Raw genomic sequence first — 14,210 nt, 5'->3', positions numbered from 1 at the left:
ATCCCTTACGCAATAACGTTAAGCTGTTTGCCAATACGGATGAAGGCTTCAACAGCCCGCTCAACCTGCTCTGGCGTATGATCGGCCGACATCTGGGTACGGATCCGCGCCTGACCTTTCGGCACCACCGGATAGAAGAAACCTGTAACGTAAATACCTTCTTTCAACAATGCATTGGCAAACTCTTGCGCCAGTGTCGCATCACCGAGCATGACGGGAATAATGGCGTGATCAGCACCGGCTAAGGTGAAACCGGCGGCACTCATTTTCTCACGGAATAAACGTGCATTTGACCATAAGCGATCACGCAGTTCAGCACCGTTTTCCAATAGTGATAACACTTCAATAGAAGCCGCTACTATTGCTGGGGCTAATGAATTTGAGAACAAATAAGGCCGTGAGCGCTGGCGCAACCACTCAACCACTTCTTTGCGGCCAGCCGTATAACCGCCTGATGCTCCACCCAGTGCTTTGCCCAAGGTGCCAGTGATGATATCAACGCGATCCATCACTTCGCAGTATTCATGAGTACCACGACCATTCGCACCAACAAAACCGACGGCATGGGAGTCATCGACCATCACTAATGCCTGGTACTCATCAGCCAGATCGCAAACGCCTTTCAGGTTAGCAATCACACCATCCATGGAAAACACGCCATCAGTAGCAATCATAATATGGCGCGCGCCGTCTGCTTTAGCTTGCTCCAACTGTGCTTTCAATTCGCTCATATCATTATTGGCATAGCGATAGCGCTTGGCTTTACATAACCGCACACCATCAATGATCGAAGCATGATTCAGCGCATCAGAAATAATGGCATCCTCTGGCCCCAGCAGGGTTTCAAACAAACCGCCGTTAGCATCAAAACAAGATGAGTAAAGGATGGCGTCTTCCATGCCAAGGAAACTGGCCAGCTTCTGTTCCAACTCTTTATGGGTATCTTGAGTACCACAAATAAACCGCACCGAGGCCATACCAAAGCCATGAGTATCCATGCCATTTTTGGCCGCTGCGATCAGGCGAGGATGGTTTGCCAAACCCAAATAGTTGTTGGCACAAAAATTAATGACATGGCGACCATCCGCCACAGCAATATCTGCTTGCTGCGCGGAAGTGATGATCCGCTCATTTTTATACAGCCCTTCAGCACGGGTCGTTGTGAGTTGTTGTTCTAATTGCTGATAAAAGGCGTTTCTATCAAAAGGCAGGGACATGCGGTTATCTCCAGAATGGGCAGTTTCACCGTACATTTTACTGCCTGAAGGGTGAACTGACGAGAAACCTTGTCTTATATTATAAAAAATGCAGCACATATCACGGTGAACATTCCGAAAGCCGCATAGAAACAGAGAGATTAGCCCCTTCCGGCTGTGCGCTATCCTATGAAATGTTATGATAACGGCAAATAGAGTGTGGGGCATTGTGCCCGACCAAGAAGATTAGCAAGGGTGAACCTGATGATTATCGTCACTGGCGGCGCCGGTTTCATTGGCAGCAACATCGTTAAGGCACTGAATAATATCGGCTATAAAGATATTCTGGTTGTGGATAACCTGAAAGACGGCACCAAATTCGTCAATCTGGTTGATCTGGATATCGCTGATTACATGGATAAAGAAGATTTTGTTGCCAGCATTGTTGCTGGTGATGATATGGGTGATATCGACGCGATTTTCCACGAAGGTGCCTGTTCTTCCACCACTGAGTGGGATGGCAAGTACATGATGGATAACAACTATCAGTATTCCAAAGATATCCTGCATTTCTGTCTCGATCGCGGAATCCCATTCCTGTATGCCTCTTCCGCTGCCACTTACGGCGGGCGTACTGATAATTTCATTGAAGACCGTCAGTACGAGCAACCACTTAATGTTTATGGCTACTCCAAATTCCTGTTCGATCAATATGTGCGCGAAATTCTGCCACAAGCTGATTCACAGATTTGCGGGTTCCGTTACTTTAACGTTTATGGCCCACGTGAAGGCCATAAAGGCAGCATGGCGAGCGTTGCTTTCCATTTGAACAACCAGATCAATGCAGGTGAAAACCCTAAATTGTTCTCCGGCAGTGAAAACTTCAAACGCGACTTCATTTATGTTGGCGATGTTGCTGACGTGAATCTGTGGTTCTGGCAAAACGGTGTATCCGGTATTTTCAACTGTGGTACAGGTCGTGCGGAATCTTTCCAGGCGGTTGCTGATGCGGTGGTGGATTTCCACCAGAGCGGTCCAGTGGAATACATTGAATTCCCTGAAAAACTGAAAGGCCGTTATCAGGCATACACGCAAGCTGATCTCACTAATTTGCGTGCTGCCGGTTACGACAAGCCGTTCAAAACCGTCGCCGAAGGCGTCAAAGAATACCTGACCTGGCTCAATCGTTCAGTCTAAATAACTTGCTGCAAGGAATTGATAAACGGTATGAAAATACTGGTCATCGGCCCTTCTTGGGTTGGCGATATGATGATGTCGCAAAGTCTTTACCGCACCCTGAAGGCCGAATATCCGGCAGCAGATATTGATGTGATGGCACCCGCGTGGTGCCGTCCGCTTTTGGCCAGAATGCCGGAAGTTCGCCATGCCGTCCCGATGCCGTTAGGTCATGGGGTTTTTGCTTTTGAGGAGCGTCGCCGCTTAGGGTTGGCCTTGCGTGAAACAGGCTATGATCGCGCTTACGTGTTACCAAACTCGTTTAAATCTGCCCTGATACCTTATTTTTCAGGGATTAAACAGCGCACTGGCTGGCGTGGCGAGATGCGCTACTTCTTGCTCAATGATATGCGCATTCTGGATAAACAAGCGTTTCCGATGATGGTTCAGCGCTATGTCGCATTGGCTTATGATAAAGAACGCATTCAATCAGCCAACGATTTACCTCAGCCTTTGCTATGGCCACAATTGCAGGTTCAGGATGAAGAAATTGCAGAAATTACTGCGTCATTCAACCTGACAGATAACCGCCCAATTATTGGTTTCTGCCCTGGAGCAGAGTTTGGCCCGGCAAAACGTTGGCCACATTATCACTATGCCGCGTTGGCCCAGAAACTGATTGATACTGGCTACCAAGTCATCTTGTTAGGCTCAGCCAAAGATAATGAAGCCGGTGAGGAAATCCGTCAGGCGCTGGATGAAAACGCTCGCGAGTATTGCCTCAACTTCGCAGGCCAAACATCATTGGATCAAGCCGTGGTAATGATTGCTGCCTGTAACGCCGTGGTCAGTAATGACTCAGGTTTGATGCATGTGGCAGCGGCATTAAATAAGCCATTAGTGGCTTTATATGGCCCAAGCAGCCCGGACTTCACGCCACCGCTGTCTGACAAAGCCACGGTTATTCGCCTGATTACCGGCTATCACAAAGTGCGTAAAGGCGACAGCGCGCAGGGTTATCATCAGAGTTTGATTGATATCCAACCAGAACAGGTGATGGCTGCCCTTGAGAAGCAACTCTCAGCACAAACCAGCTCTGTGAAAGAGGGCGATTAATGCATGTATTGATCGTTAAAACCTCATCAATGGGCGATGTTTTACATACATTACCCGCGCTGACTGATGCCATGAATGCCATTCCCGGCATTCGCTTTGATTGGGTGGTAGAAGAGGGTTTCAGCCAAATTCCCGGTTGGCATCCTGCGGTGGATAAAGTGATTCCAGTGGCTATCCGCCGCTGGCGTAAAAATTGGTTTGGTAGTGATACCCGACAAGAGCGCTGTGATTTTAAACGTGTTGTACAGCAGCGCAGTTATGATGTGGTGATTGATGCTCAGGGGTTGATTAAGAGTGCCGCACTGATCACCCGCATCGCCAAAGGAGTTCGACATGGCCCAGATTGCAAAAGTGCTCGCGAACCCTTTGCCAGTTGGTTTTATAACTGCCGCCATGAGATTGATACTAAACAACATGCCGTTGAGCGCATACGCCAACTGTTTGCCAAAAGCCTTGGCTATGACAAACCAGAAAGTGTCGGCGATTATGCTATTGCGCAGCGCTTTTTAAACGAGTTGCCCAACGATGCTGGCCAGTATCTGGTCTTCCTGCATGCCACCACTCGCGACAGTAAACATTGGCCTGAGAGCCATTGGCGGAAACTGATTGAGCTGGTTGCGCCGACGGGTTTAAAAATTAAATTACCCTGGGGTGCGGAGCATGAGTATCAGCGTGCTTTGCGGCTGGCGGAGCATTTCCCTCATGTCGAGGTATTGCCTAAGCTCAGTCTCCAGCAGGTGGCAGAGGTTCTGGCAGGTGCAAAAGCGGTAGTTTCCGTTGATACCGGTCTTAGCCATCTAACCGCTGCACTGGATCGCCCCAACATTACCCTGTTCGGCCCAACGGACCCTGGTTTGATTGGCGGCTACGGGAAAAATCAGATTGCGGTGATTTCCGAGCAAAAAAGCATGGATACCATTACCGCTGAAACCATAATGGCGCGATTGGAAACGTTGATTTCATAAGCAATTATTATTTCTAGCCAGATTATGGCTGCTTAGAAAATCCGTTAGTAAACATTTACTGTATAATAACAATCGGCTCTGATAATTATCTAAGCCGATTGATCTCGATACTCAAATAGTTAAGAAATGCTAATCTGTTATGTCAGTTATTAAGCGAGTCTATTAACTCACTTTTTGCTAATAACAACTCATGGTTTTCTCTACGTGTTTAATTAATCTCTCAATACAATTCCAATAAAACTCAAATTTAATGAACTCACGATAAACCACTAAATAACAAATAATTACCAGCTAAAAATATCACTATTGAATAAGTTGGAGATATCTACATCTGCATCATTATTTCCTTATGCGAATAATGAAAACCATTCTCATTTCCAAACAAGTAAAATCAATTTTATCCCCACCATTTGTTGAAATTTTATATTCTTTTTTATGAATATCCTGAGCCTGCTCTGGTTATCGGCCAGCCCCAGTGGAAAAGAGCCTTTCTTGTTCAAATATGGTATTATTCTTAATAATCCATATAAATGAAATTGATAGAATGTTGCTGCGTTTATATCAGGTATTACTCTACCTTATTCAACCTCTGATTTGGCTGCGATTGCTGTTACGTAGCCGTAAAGCCCCCGCTTATCGCAAGCGCTGGGGAGAACGCTATGGTTTTTGTGCCGGTAAAGTTGTTGCTGGCGGTATCATGCTGCATTCAGTTTCAGTTGGTGAAACACTGGCTGCTATCCCATTAGTCAGAGCATTACGTCATCGCTATCCATCATTGCCCATTACCGTGACCACCATGACGCCCACCGGTTCTGAGCGTGTTCAGTCCGCTTTTGGCAAAGATGTTCACCACGTTTATCTACCCTACGACCTTCCTGGCTCCGTGAACCGCTTTCTTGATCAGGTGAATCCCAAGCTGGTCATCATCATGGAAACTGAATTGTGGCCAAATCTTATTAATGCACTGCACCGTCGCAAAATACCTTTAGTGATTGCCAATGCGCGCCTTTCTGCCCGCTCCGCTGCTGGCTATAAAAAAATCGGTAGTTTTATCCGTAATATGCTGCAACGGATCACGCTGATTGCAGCGCAGAATCAAGAAGATGGCGACCGTTTCATTGAGTTGGGCCTAAAACGTTCACAACTGACGGTGACCGGTAGCCTGAAGTTCGATATTTCTGTCACACCCGAATTAGCCGCCAGAGCCGTCACATTACGCCGCCAGTGGGCACCACATCGGCCAGTTTGGATAGCGACCAGTACCCACGACGGCGAAGAAACTATCTTGCTGGAAGCCCATCGCCAATTATTACAGCAGTTCCCGACATTGCTGCTTATTCTGGTGCCACGCCACCCAGAACGCTTCCCGAAAGCGATTGAATTAACACAAAAAGCAGGGCTGAGTTACACATTACGCAGCAAAGGCGAAGTGCCTTCAAGCAGCACACAAGTGGTGATCGGCGATACTATGGGCGAGCTGATGCTACTATACGGTATTGCTGATTTAGCTTTTGTTGGCGGCAGCCTGGTTGAGCGCGGCGGTCATAATCCACTGGAAGCGGCGGCGCATGCCATCCCAGTGTTGATGGGGCCACATACGTTTAACTTTAAAGATATCTGTGCCAAGCTGGAACAAGCTGAAGGGTTGATTACGGTAACCGATACCCTGTCGCTGGTGAAAGAAATCACCCTGCTACTCACAGATGAAGATTGTCGCCTCTACTATGGTCGTCATGCGGTTGATGTATTGCATGAAAACCAGGGTGCGCTGCAACGATTATTGCACTTGCTGGAGCCTTATCTACCGCAACGGAGCCACTAAATGAGTGCCAAAAAACGCCTGTCGGTGGTGATGATTGTTAAAAATGAAGCCTCACTGCTGGCGGACTGTTTGGCGTCAGTCACTTGGGCTGATGAAATAGTGGTATTGGATTCAGGCAGTGAAGATGAAACCGTCGCACTGGCCGAACAATATGGCGCAAAAGTTTACAGCAGCACAGAATGGCCCGGTTACGGTAAGCAGCGGCAATTAGCCCAGCAATATGCTACTGGCGATTATATTTTGATGCTGGATGCTGATGAGCGTGTAACGCCTGAGCTTAAAAGTGCAGTCGAAACTGTGTTATTGGCACCAGAGGAAGGTGCGGTTTATTGCTGTGCACGGCGGAACCTGTTTTTAGGCCGTTTTATGCGCCATAGCGGCTGGTATCCCGATAGAGTCACTCGGCTATATCCACGTGACCAATACCGTTACAACGATGATTTAGTCCATGAATCACTTGATAGCGGTTCTGCAAAAGTTATTCCACTCGCGGGTGATTTGCTACATTTGACCTGTCGTGACTTTTTTGCCTTTCAACGAAAACAACTCAACTATGCTCAGGCTTGGGCGAATCAGCGTCATCAACAAGGTAAAAGTTGCAGTTATTTTGCGATTATCAGCCATACTCTCGGGGCATTCTGTAAGACATGGCTATTACGTGCTGGCTTCCTCGATGGTAAACAGGGGCTATTGCTGGCGGTAGTCAACGCGCAATATACCTTCAATAAATATGCGGCTCTGTGGGCACTGAGCCATCAATATCAGAAAAGTGAGAATTCATGATCACTAAAGCCATTTATCCGGGGACATTTGATCCTATTACCAATGGGCATTTGGACTTGGTCACCCGCGCCTCAGAAATGTTTAGCCATGTTATTCTGGCAATTGCAGATAGCTCCAGCAAGAAACCGATGTTTACTCTGGCCGAGCGGGTCGCATTGGCAAAGCAAGTCACGGCACCACTGAAGAATGTGGAAGTCCTGGGGTTTAGCGAGTTGATGGCGGAGTTTGCCAAAAAACATAATGCGAATATTTTAGTGCGAGGTTTGCGCTCGGTCTCTGATTTCGAGTATGAATGGCAACTGGCAAATATGAACCGTCACCTAATGCCAAAACTGGAAAGTGTCTTCCTGATGCCATCAGAAAAATGGTCGTTTATCTCTTCCTCACTGGTGAAAGAAGTGGCGCGCCACGGTGGCGACATCACGCCATTTCTTCCTGCACCGGTCACCAAAGCACTGATGTCAAAACTGGCTAAATAGAATTAATGCTGGCAGTGGCGGCAAAAAAAGGTGCTACGCTGCCCATGCTTTGCAATTTCAATCACATTGCCACAGCGTCGACATAACTCTCCTGCCCGCCCATATACTTGTAATTCTTGCGCGAAATAACCCGGCTTGCCATCTGACTGTAAAAAGTCGCGCAATGTGGTGCCACCCTGCTCAATAGAGTGCAATAGTACGGCTTTGATTGTTGCCACCAGCTGCGTTATCTCGGTTTCAGTTAATGACCCAGCGGCACGTTCCGGCAGAATACCCGCCGTGAATAGCGATTCACTGGCATAGATGTTGCCAACCCCGACCACTACTTTGTTATCCATTAGCCACTGCTTGACCACAGTGCGTTTATTGCGTGACTTTTCAAACAAATATTCAGCGGTAAATTCATCACTCAAAGGTTCTGGCCCTAAATGGGCTAATACATTGCTGGTATCAAGGTCTTTTGCCCATAACCAAGCACCAAAACGGCGCGGATCGGTATAACGCAGTATTTTGCCATTACTGATAACCAAATCGACGTGATCGTGTTTTTCTGCTTCGGTTTCTTCTGGCAAAATGCGCAAGCTACCAGACATCCCCAGATGCACGATAATCCAGCCAGTCTTCAGCTCTATCAGCAAATATTTCGCTCTACGTTGAACACTTAACACCGGCTGATCACTGAGTGCGAGGATTTCATCAGAAACAGGCCAGCGTAAACGGGCATTTCTAACCACGGCGTAAAGGATAGTTTGGCCGACAAGATAAGGTTCGATCCCGCGTCGGCTGGTTTCAACTTCTGGTAATTCAGGCATGTAACCTCCCTAAACGTATCTCACTGGACTTTATATAATAAAAAACCCGGCCGAGGCCGGGTTTTCTTAATCCACCAAAATTAAAATTATTTAATTTTAGCTTCTTTGTAGATCACGTGTTGACGGACAACTGGATCGAATTTCTTCAATTCCAATTTTTCCGGCTTAGTACGCTTGTTCTTCGTAGTGGTATAGAAGTGACCAGTACCAGCAGAAGAAACTAGCTTGATCTTCTCGCGAACACCTTTAGCCATGATTCAGTTCCTTAATACTTCTCACCGCGGGCGCGAATTTCGGCCAAGACCGTTTCGATACCCTTCTTATCAATAACACGCATACCTTTAGCAGATACACGCAGAGTTACAAAGCGCTTCTCGCCCTCAACCCAAAAACGGTGAGAGTGAAGGTTCGGCAGAAAACGGCGTTTGGTCGCGTTCATTGCGTGGGAACGGTTGTTACCGCTCACCGGGCGCTTGCCAGTAACTTGGCAGACTCGGGACATGTCTATTCTCCAAAAATCAAATCAGCTCGAGCTTCGTATAGGATTTGGCCGCCTCGTCAGGCTTTAGAGCCCATCTCAGCAAATTCACTGAGAAGACTCACTGTCATCAGGTCAGAAACCCCTGTCACCAGGCTATAAACCTGCTGAGATAGGCTCTTCACGCCAAACCCAAGATTCTCAAAGGTGGCGTAGTATACGCTCTGAAGCGTAAGTGCTCAAGTCCCGAACAGCTAAAGATCCAGAAAGGATCAATTATTATTGCTCTAAAGCCATCCCCGTTCAGCAAATGAGACACATTCACCCCGGCCAACCACTAAATGATCGAGCACACGAATATCCAATAATGAACAGGCTTTTATCACCTGCGTAGTCATCAAACGGTCGGCTTGGCTCGGTTCAGCCTTACCCGAAGGGTGATTATGCGCTAGAATCAGCGCGGCAGCATTAACCTTAAGCGCTTCACGCACAATTTCCCTCGGATGAATCTCAACGCTACTGATGGTACCAGTAAACATCTCCTCATGGCGAATAACACGATGCTGGTTATCCAAAAACATCACTAAAAAAATCTCTCGTTCGCGATGGGAAAGAATATTTTGTAGAAACTTTTGGGTTATCTCGGGATTTTGCAGGACACTTTCCTGCATCAAGTGGGATGAAAAACAGCGGCCAGCCAGTTCTGCAATGGCCTGAATCTGGCTATATTTCGAAACACCAATCCCTTTTTTGGCACATAACGCCTGATAATCCGCAGATATCAGCCCATAAAGTGAACCGAACTCTTCAATCAAATACTCAGCCATCTGCATGACATGCATTCCCGGAATCCCTGTACGCAGAAAAATAGCGAGCAACTCGGCATCCGTCAGTACCGCAGCACCATATTTAAGTAATTTTTCCCTTGGGGCAACCTGCCCATACCACTCTTCCATTTCTGGCCCCCGTAATCCCTAAACCGCGTGGGCAGCATGCCATAAGACTTTTCACTCGACTAAGTCGCCGTAAGCCACATGCGTAACGTCTCGCAAAATTGACGATTGATGGCATCAGGGAACGTCCTGATAGCTAATCTACTCAATGGTTATGCTAAAATATCGCCTCTTACGGCTTTCATTCGGACAATCATGATGACGGGACTCTCCGGCAAACATCTTTCTGGTAAAAAGATTGTGCTCGGGATTAGCGGGGGTATCGCCGCGTATAAATCTCCTGAGCTGGTACGCCGTTTGCGCGACAAAGGCGCAGAGGTACGCGTGGTGATGACTCACGCGGCAAAAGCGTTCATTACGCCACTCACGCTGCAAGCAGTCTCGGGTTACCCCGTCTCTGATGATTTACTCGACCCCGCGGCAGAAGCGGCAATGGGTCATATTGAACTAGGTAAATGGGCTGATTTAGTCATCATGGCTCCGGCTACAGCTGATTTACTGGCCAGAGTAGCCACTGGGATGGCAAATGATTTGCTGACCACCGTTTGCCTGGCAACTGCGGCTCCTATTGCAGCCGTGCCCGCCATGAATCAACAGATGTATCGTGCAGCAGCGACTCAAGCAAACCTACAGACGCTCGCCAGTCGTGGCATGTTGTTATGGGGGCCAGACAGCGGCAGTCAGGCTTGTGGTGATGTTGGCCCAGGTCGAATGCTAGACCCACTGGAAATTGTCGCGCTGGCACATGATCATTTTTCAGCAAAACAAGACTTGCAACATTTGAGTGTCATGATTACCGCCGGGCCGACGCGTGAGGCACTTGATCCAGTGCGCTTTATCAGCAATCAAAGTTCGGGCAAGATGGGCTTCGCCATCGCTCAAGCAGCCGCTGCCAGAGGGGCAAAAGTTACTCTGGTTGCCGGGCCAGTAACGCTCCCTACTCCAGCGGGAGTGAATCGTATTGATGTTGTCAGTGCGCTAGAAATGCAGCAAACAGTTCAGAACTTAGCAGCCCAGCAGAATATTTTTATTTCTTGTGCTGCGGTAGCGGATTACCGCGCCGAACAGGTTTCTGACGAGAAAATAAAAAAACAGGGCGATGAGATCACCCTTAAGTTGGTGAAAAATCCAGACATTGTCGCTGGGGTCGCTTCGATGACTAAAAAACGTCCATTTGTTGTTGGATTTGCTGCCGAAACCCAGAATGTGGAAGAATACGCGCGACAAAAACTAGTGCGGAAGAATCTGGACCTTATTTGCGCTAATGATGTATCGCTCGCAGAGCATGGTTTTAACAGTGATACTAATGCCTTGCACCTTTTTTGGCCGACTGGCGAGAAACGTTTACCGCTCAGCGATAAGCACCTCCTCAGTCAGCATTTAATAGACGAGATTGTCAGCCGTTATGATGAAAAAAATCGACATTAAAATTCTGGACCCACGTGTTGGCAATGAATTTCCCTTACCAACTTATGCAACAGAAGGCTCAGCTGGCCTGGATTTACGTGCCTGTCTAAGTGAAGCCGTGGATTTACTTCCAGGGCAAACAACATTGTTACCGACAGGCTTGGCAATACATATCGGCGATAGCTCACTGGCTGCTGTTATTTTGCCGCGTTCAGGGCTCGGGCATAAACATGGTGTGGTATTAGGTAATCTGGTCGGGCTGATTGATTCTGATTATCAAGGTCAGTTGATGGTGTCCGTCTGGAACCGTGGTCAACAGCCTTTCACTATCGAACCCGGCGAGCGCATCGCACAAATGGTGTTTGTTCCTGTTGTACAAGCAGAATTCAATCTGGTTGAAGATTTTGATCTTAGTGAACGTGGTACCGGTGGTTTTGGTCATTCTGGGCGCCAATAACCTACCCTAGACCCCAATACCGTAAAAAAGCTATCACATAAGCCGCCGGGGCCTGGCCTTAGTGCGGCCGGTATTTGGGTTTTTGTTATTAAGTCATTTTTAGCAAGGGTCTACTCGGACATGGCAGAAAAAGAAAATACGAAAAGGAACAGGCGCGAGGAAATTTTGCAGGCTTTAGCGCAAATGCTGGAATCCAGCGACGGCAGCCAACGCATTACTACCGCCAAACTCGCCGCAAATGTGGGGGTTTCGGAAGCCGCGCTTTATCGTCATTTCCCCAGTAAAACGCGGATGTTTGATAGCCTGATCGAGTTTATTGAAGACAGTCTGATGTCCCGCATCAATTTGATTCTGCAAGATGAAAAAGAGACGTTTAATCGCCTCCGGCTGATCCTGCTACTGGTATTGGGGTTTGCAGAACGCAATCCAGGGCTGACTCGTATTATGACCGGGCATGCATTGATGTTCGAGCAAGACCGCTTGCAAGGACGTATTAACCAGTTGTTTGAGCGAATTGAAGTACAGCTACGTCAGGTTCTGCGTGAGAAAAAACTGCGCGATGGGCAAGGTTTTATCCATGATGAAGCCCTGCTGGCAACACAGCTACTGGCGTTTTGTGAAGGGATGCTCTCACGTTTTGTTCGTTCGGAATTTCGCTACCGGCCGACGCAAGAATTTGATGCTCGTTGGCCTCTGATTGTGGCTCAGCTTCAATAAACTCAATTTAAGTTGAGTTTTTGAATTATATAAAAAGGGTCAACCGGCCCTTTGAGGTTAATGACAAAGTGCTCGTATCGGTGAAAACAGGCAGATCGTAAAGACGCCGGACTTCTTTTGTTAAAATAAGCTTCCCTGGGGGCTCGAGCCGCGCCATCCCTGGCGCGGACGCTTTACTCTTCTACCTGTTTTCACTTTGTAAGATCGAGGTATCGAAGTTTGTCAGCAGTCTGAAAGAGCCAAATGGCCCTTTTTTGTATTATTGATTTAGGAAATCTTAAACGCCGTACTGTTCGCGGTAGTGGCGTACTGCTGCCAAATGATCGGCCATTTCTGGTTTCTCTTCCAGATAACTGATCACATCATTGAGTGTCACAATCGCAATAACTTTGCAGTGATAATCACGCTCCACTTCCTGAATCGCAGATATCTCACCACGACCACGTTCCTGACGGTCTAATGAAATCATCACACCAGCCAGAGTCGCGCCCTGCGCATTAATAATCTCCATTGATTCACGAATGGCAGTACCAGCGGTTATCACATCATCCACCAGCATAACTCGGCCTTGTAACGGGCTTCCTACCAGGCTGCCGCCTTCACCGTGATCTTTGGCTTCTTTACGGTTGAAGCAATAAGGCACATCACGATTATGGTGCTCAGCCAGCGCTACAGCAGTAGTCGTCGCAATAGGAATACCTTTATATGCTGGCCCAAATAAGAGATCGAACTCTACGCCACAATCCATTAATGCCGCAGCATAAAAACGCCCAAGTTTTGCCAGATCAAGCCCGGTATTAAACAATCCTGCATTAAAGAAATAGGGGCTAATCCGCCCAGACTTCAGGGTAAATTCGCCAAACTTCAACACCTGCTTGTTAAGCGCAAACTCGATAAACTCGCGCTGATAGGCTTTCATTGGTACTTCTCCTCTCCAGATTGTGACCGCTTTCGTTAATCACTGTGTTTATTAATTTGGTACACCGCAAACCTAATGCACGGCTTCTATCTGTGCATAACTTCTTGGTTAGCGGGTAAAAAAAAAGGCGACTACCGAGTCGCCTAAATCAATTATTGTTCCAACGCCGCTTTCTGCGCCTGGAAGATAGTTTCTATCCCTCCCCGAGCCAGAGCCAACAACGTCAATAGCTCTTCATGGCTAAACGGTTCACCTTCTGCGGTGCCTTGCACCTCAATCATTCGGCCATCTTCCATCATCACCACGTTCATATCTGTTTCTGCCGCAGAATCCTCTACGTATTCCAAATCGCACAGGGCTTCGCCTTTAACGATACCAACAGAAACTGCCGCAACCAGCCCTTTCATTGGGTTTGCTTTCAATTTACCACTGGCCACCAGCTTATTCAGTGCGTCGGCTAAAGCTACACAAGCACCACTGATTGAGGCAGTACGAGTGCCACCATCCGCCTGTAATACATCGCAGTCTAAAGTGATGGTGAATTCACCTAACTTCTTCAAATCTACTGCCGCACGCAAAGAGCGAGCAATCAGACGTTGAATTTCTAAAGTACGGCCACCTTGTTTGCCTTTTGCGGCTTCGCGCGCATTACGGCTGTGGGTCGAGCGCGGTAACATGCCATATTCAGCGGTTATCCAGCCCTGGCCTTGGCCTTTCAGAAAGCGCGGAACACCCTCTTCAACCGTGGCGGTGCACAATACTTTGGTATCGCCAAACTCAACCAGCACTGAACCTTCAGCGTGTTTCGTGTAATTACGGGTCAGGGTCAATGGGCGGACTTGTTGTGCTGCTCGGTCTGCTGGACGCATGGGCTTTCTCCGGCTTTAAATCGATATTGGTCGCGCATTATACGGCCTTAGTGATGTAATG

General features: G+C 47.7%; 16 protein-coding genes. 9 read left to right on the top strand and 7 right to left on the bottom strand.

Features of this window, described 5'->3' with window-relative positions; translation table 11 throughout:
• Nucleotides 1-5: 5 nt before the first annotated feature.
• Nucleotides 6-1,253: a glycine C-acetyltransferase gene (gene kbl, locus FTB31_RS21155; RefSeq protein WP_400189188.1), complete on the bottom strand. Its 1,248-nt coding sequence runs from the start codon at nucleotides 1,251-1,253 to the stop codon at nucleotides 6-8.
• Between the two features lie 207 nt (nucleotides 1,254-1,460).
• Here kbl and rfaD point away from each other — a divergent pair, with 207 nt between their 5' ends.
• The 6 genes from rfaD to coaD all read left to right on the top strand — a co-directional run bounded on the left by rfaD (nucleotide 1,461) and on the right by coaD (nucleotide 7,537).
• Nucleotides 1,461-2,393, top strand: coding sequence for an ADP-glyceromanno-heptose 6-epimerase (gene rfaD / locus FTB31_RS21150; protein ID WP_011815275.1), 933 nt, complete (start codon nucleotides 1,461-1,463; stop codon nucleotides 2,391-2,393).
• Nucleotides 2,394-2,423: 30 nt separating this feature from the next.
• Nucleotides 2,424-3,488 (top strand): ADP-heptose--LPS heptosyltransferase RfaF, encoded by a 1,065-nt coding sequence (gene rfaF, locus FTB31_RS21145; protein ID WP_050076936.1) that lies wholly within the window; start codon nucleotides 2,424-2,426, stop codon nucleotides 3,486-3,488.
• The gene (gene rfaC / locus FTB31_RS21140) at nucleotides 3,488-4,453 is read left to right on the top strand and encodes a lipopolysaccharide heptosyltransferase RfaC (protein ID WP_013648994.1); all 966 of its coding nucleotides are present in this window, start codon (nucleotides 3,488-3,490) and stop codon (nucleotides 4,451-4,453) included. The genes rfaF and rfaC overlap by 1 nt, the downstream gene beginning before the upstream one ends.
• A gap of 544 nt (nucleotides 4,454-4,997) precedes the next feature.
• On the top strand, nucleotides 4,998-6,275 hold the full coding sequence (waaA, locus tag FTB31_RS21135; RefSeq protein ID WP_077175573.1) for a lipid IV(A) 3-deoxy-D-manno-octulosonic acid transferase: 1,278 nt from the start codon (nucleotides 4,998-5,000) through the stop codon (nucleotides 6,273-6,275).
• Entirely contained in the window at nucleotides 6,276-7,058 is a 783-nt protein-coding gene (locus FTB31_RS21130; protein WP_227720330.1) for a glycosyltransferase family 2 protein, read from the top strand.
• Complete coding sequence (gene coaD, locus FTB31_RS21125) at nucleotides 7,055-7,537, top strand: pantetheine-phosphate adenylyltransferase (protein ID WP_077295658.1); 483 nt, start codon at nucleotides 7,055-7,057, stop codon at nucleotides 7,535-7,537. The genes FTB31_RS21130 and coaD overlap by 4 nt, the downstream gene beginning before the upstream one ends.
• Before the next feature lie 2 nt (nucleotides 7,538-7,539).
• Here the strand turns inward: coaD and mutM are convergent, their stop codons facing one another.
• The 4 genes from mutM to radC form a co-directional block, all read right to left on the bottom strand.
• A complete protein-coding gene (gene mutM / locus FTB31_RS21120) occupies nucleotides 7,540-8,349 on the bottom strand; it encodes a bifunctional DNA-formamidopyrimidine glycosylase/DNA-(apurinic or apyrimidinic site) lyase (RefSeq protein WP_075338981.1) in 810 nt (269 codons plus the stop codon).
• An 86-nt stretch (nucleotides 8,350-8,435) separates the two neighbouring features.
• The gene (gene rpmG, locus FTB31_RS21115) at nucleotides 8,436-8,603 is read right to left on the bottom strand and encodes a 50S ribosomal protein L33 (protein WP_004392084.1); all 168 of its coding nucleotides are present in this window, start codon (nucleotides 8,601-8,603) and stop codon (nucleotides 8,436-8,438) included.
• 11 nt (nucleotides 8,604-8,614) lie between these two features.
• The gene (gene rpmB, locus FTB31_RS21110) at nucleotides 8,615-8,851 is read right to left on the bottom strand and encodes a 50S ribosomal protein L28 (protein WP_005164747.1); all 237 of its coding nucleotides are present in this window, start codon (nucleotides 8,849-8,851) and stop codon (nucleotides 8,615-8,617) included.
• A gap of 263 nt (nucleotides 8,852-9,114) precedes the next feature.
• On the bottom strand, nucleotides 9,115-9,783 hold the full coding sequence (radC, locus tag FTB31_RS21105) for a RadC family protein (RefSeq protein ID WP_019080310.1): 669 nt from the start codon (nucleotides 9,781-9,783) through the stop codon (nucleotides 9,115-9,117).
• Nucleotides 9,784-9,975: 192 nt separating this feature from the next.
• Here radC and coaBC point away from each other — a divergent pair, with 192 nt between their 5' ends.
• The 3 genes from coaBC (at nucleotide 9,976) to slmA (ending at nucleotide 12,361) form a co-directional block, all read left to right on the top strand.
• Complete coding sequence (gene coaBC / locus FTB31_RS21100; RefSeq protein ID WP_175628128.1) at nucleotides 9,976-11,208, top strand: bifunctional phosphopantothenoylcysteine decarboxylase/phosphopantothenate--cysteine ligase CoaBC; 1,233 nt, start codon at nucleotides 9,976-9,978, stop codon at nucleotides 11,206-11,208.
• Complete coding sequence (dut, locus tag FTB31_RS21095; protein WP_005164750.1) at nucleotides 11,186-11,644, top strand: dUTP diphosphatase; 459 nt, start codon at nucleotides 11,186-11,188, stop codon at nucleotides 11,642-11,644. The genes coaBC and dut overlap by 23 nt, the downstream gene beginning before the upstream one ends.
• A 120-nt stretch (nucleotides 11,645-11,764) precedes the next feature.
• On the top strand, nucleotides 11,765-12,361 hold the full coding sequence (slmA, locus tag FTB31_RS21090; protein ID WP_004714376.1) for a nucleoid occlusion factor SlmA: 597 nt from the start codon (nucleotides 11,765-11,767) through the stop codon (nucleotides 12,359-12,361).
• A 277-nt stretch (nucleotides 12,362-12,638) separates the two neighbouring features.
• On the opposite strand, the gene pyrE is transcribed toward slmA, so the two are convergent.
• Both pyrE and rph read right to left on the bottom strand, forming a co-directional pair.
• Nucleotides 12,639-13,280 carry an orotate phosphoribosyltransferase gene (gene pyrE / locus FTB31_RS21085; RefSeq protein WP_077295656.1) on the bottom strand — a complete coding sequence of 214 codons (642 nt, stop codon included), beginning with the start codon at nucleotides 13,278-13,280 and terminating at the stop codon, nucleotides 12,639-12,641.
• Between the two features lie 152 nt (nucleotides 13,281-13,432).
• A complete protein-coding gene (rph, locus tag FTB31_RS21080) occupies nucleotides 13,433-14,149 on the bottom strand; it encodes a ribonuclease PH (RefSeq protein ID WP_005175960.1) in 717 nt (238 codons plus the stop codon).
• Nucleotides 14,150-14,210 lie beyond the last annotated feature (61 nt).

Source organism: Yersinia proxima, from assembly GCF_902170785.1.
Classification (GTDB): Bacteria; Pseudomonadota; Gammaproteobacteria; order Enterobacterales; family Enterobacteriaceae; genus Yersinia; species Yersinia proxima.
The sequence above is the reverse complement of the archived record's forward strand: the minus strand, read 5'-3'. Positions and strand labels throughout refer to the sequence as shown.

Excerpts from the sequence above, each read along its gene's own strand:
- kbl (WP_400189188.1), bottom strand. The coding sequence starts at position 1,253 with ATGTACGGTGAAACTGCCCATTCTGGAGATAACCGCATGTCCCTGCCT.
- rph (WP_005175960.1), bottom strand. The coding sequence starts at position 14,149 with ATGCGTCCAGCAGACCGAGCAGCACAACAAGTCCGCCCATTGACCCTG.
- rpmB (WP_005164747.1), bottom strand. The coding sequence starts at position 8,851 with ATGTCCCGAGTCTGCCAAGTTACTGGCAAGCGCCCGGTGAGCGGTAAC.
- rfaD (WP_011815275.1), top strand. The coding sequence starts at position 1,461 with ATGATTATCGTCACTGGCGGCGCCGGTTTCATTGGCAGCAACATCGTT.
- rfaF (WP_050076936.1), top strand. The coding sequence starts at position 2,424 with ATGAAAATACTGGTCATCGGCCCTTCTTGGGTTGGCGATATGATGATG.
- dut (WP_005164750.1), top strand. The coding sequence starts at position 11,186 with ATGATGAAAAAAATCGACATTAAAATTCTGGACCCACGTGTTGGCAAT.
- waaA (WP_077175573.1), top strand. The coding sequence starts at position 4,998 with ATGTTGCTGCGTTTATATCAGGTATTACTCTACCTTATTCAACCTCTG.
- slmA (WP_004714376.1), top strand. The coding sequence starts at position 11,765 with ATGGCAGAAAAAGAAAATACGAAAAGGAACAGGCGCGAGGAAATTTTG.
- FTB31_RS21130 (WP_227720330.1), top strand. The coding sequence starts at position 6,276 with ATGAGTGCCAAAAAACGCCTGTCGGTGGTGATGATTGTTAAAAATGAA.
- pyrE (WP_077295656.1), bottom strand. The coding sequence starts at position 13,280 with ATGAAAGCCTATCAGCGCGAGTTTATCGAGTTTGCGCTTAACAAGCAG.
- mutM (WP_075338981.1), bottom strand. The coding sequence starts at position 8,349 with ATGCCTGAATTACCAGAAGTTGAAACCAGCCGACGCGGGATCGAACCT.
- rpmG (WP_004392084.1), bottom strand. The coding sequence starts at position 8,603 with ATGGCTAAAGGTGTTCGCGAGAAGATCAAGCTAGTTTCTTCTGCTGGT.
- rfaC (WP_013648994.1), top strand. The coding sequence starts at position 3,488 with ATGCATGTATTGATCGTTAAAACCTCATCAATGGGCGATGTTTTACAT.
- coaD (WP_077295658.1), top strand. The coding sequence starts at position 7,055 with ATGATCACTAAAGCCATTTATCCGGGGACATTTGATCCTATTACCAAT.
- coaBC (WP_175628128.1), top strand. The coding sequence starts at position 9,976 with ATGATGACGGGACTCTCCGGCAAACATCTTTCTGGTAAAAAGATTGTG.
- radC (WP_019080310.1), bottom strand. The coding sequence starts at position 9,783 with ATGGAAGAGTGGTATGGGCAGGTTGCCCCAAGGGAAAAATTACTTAAA.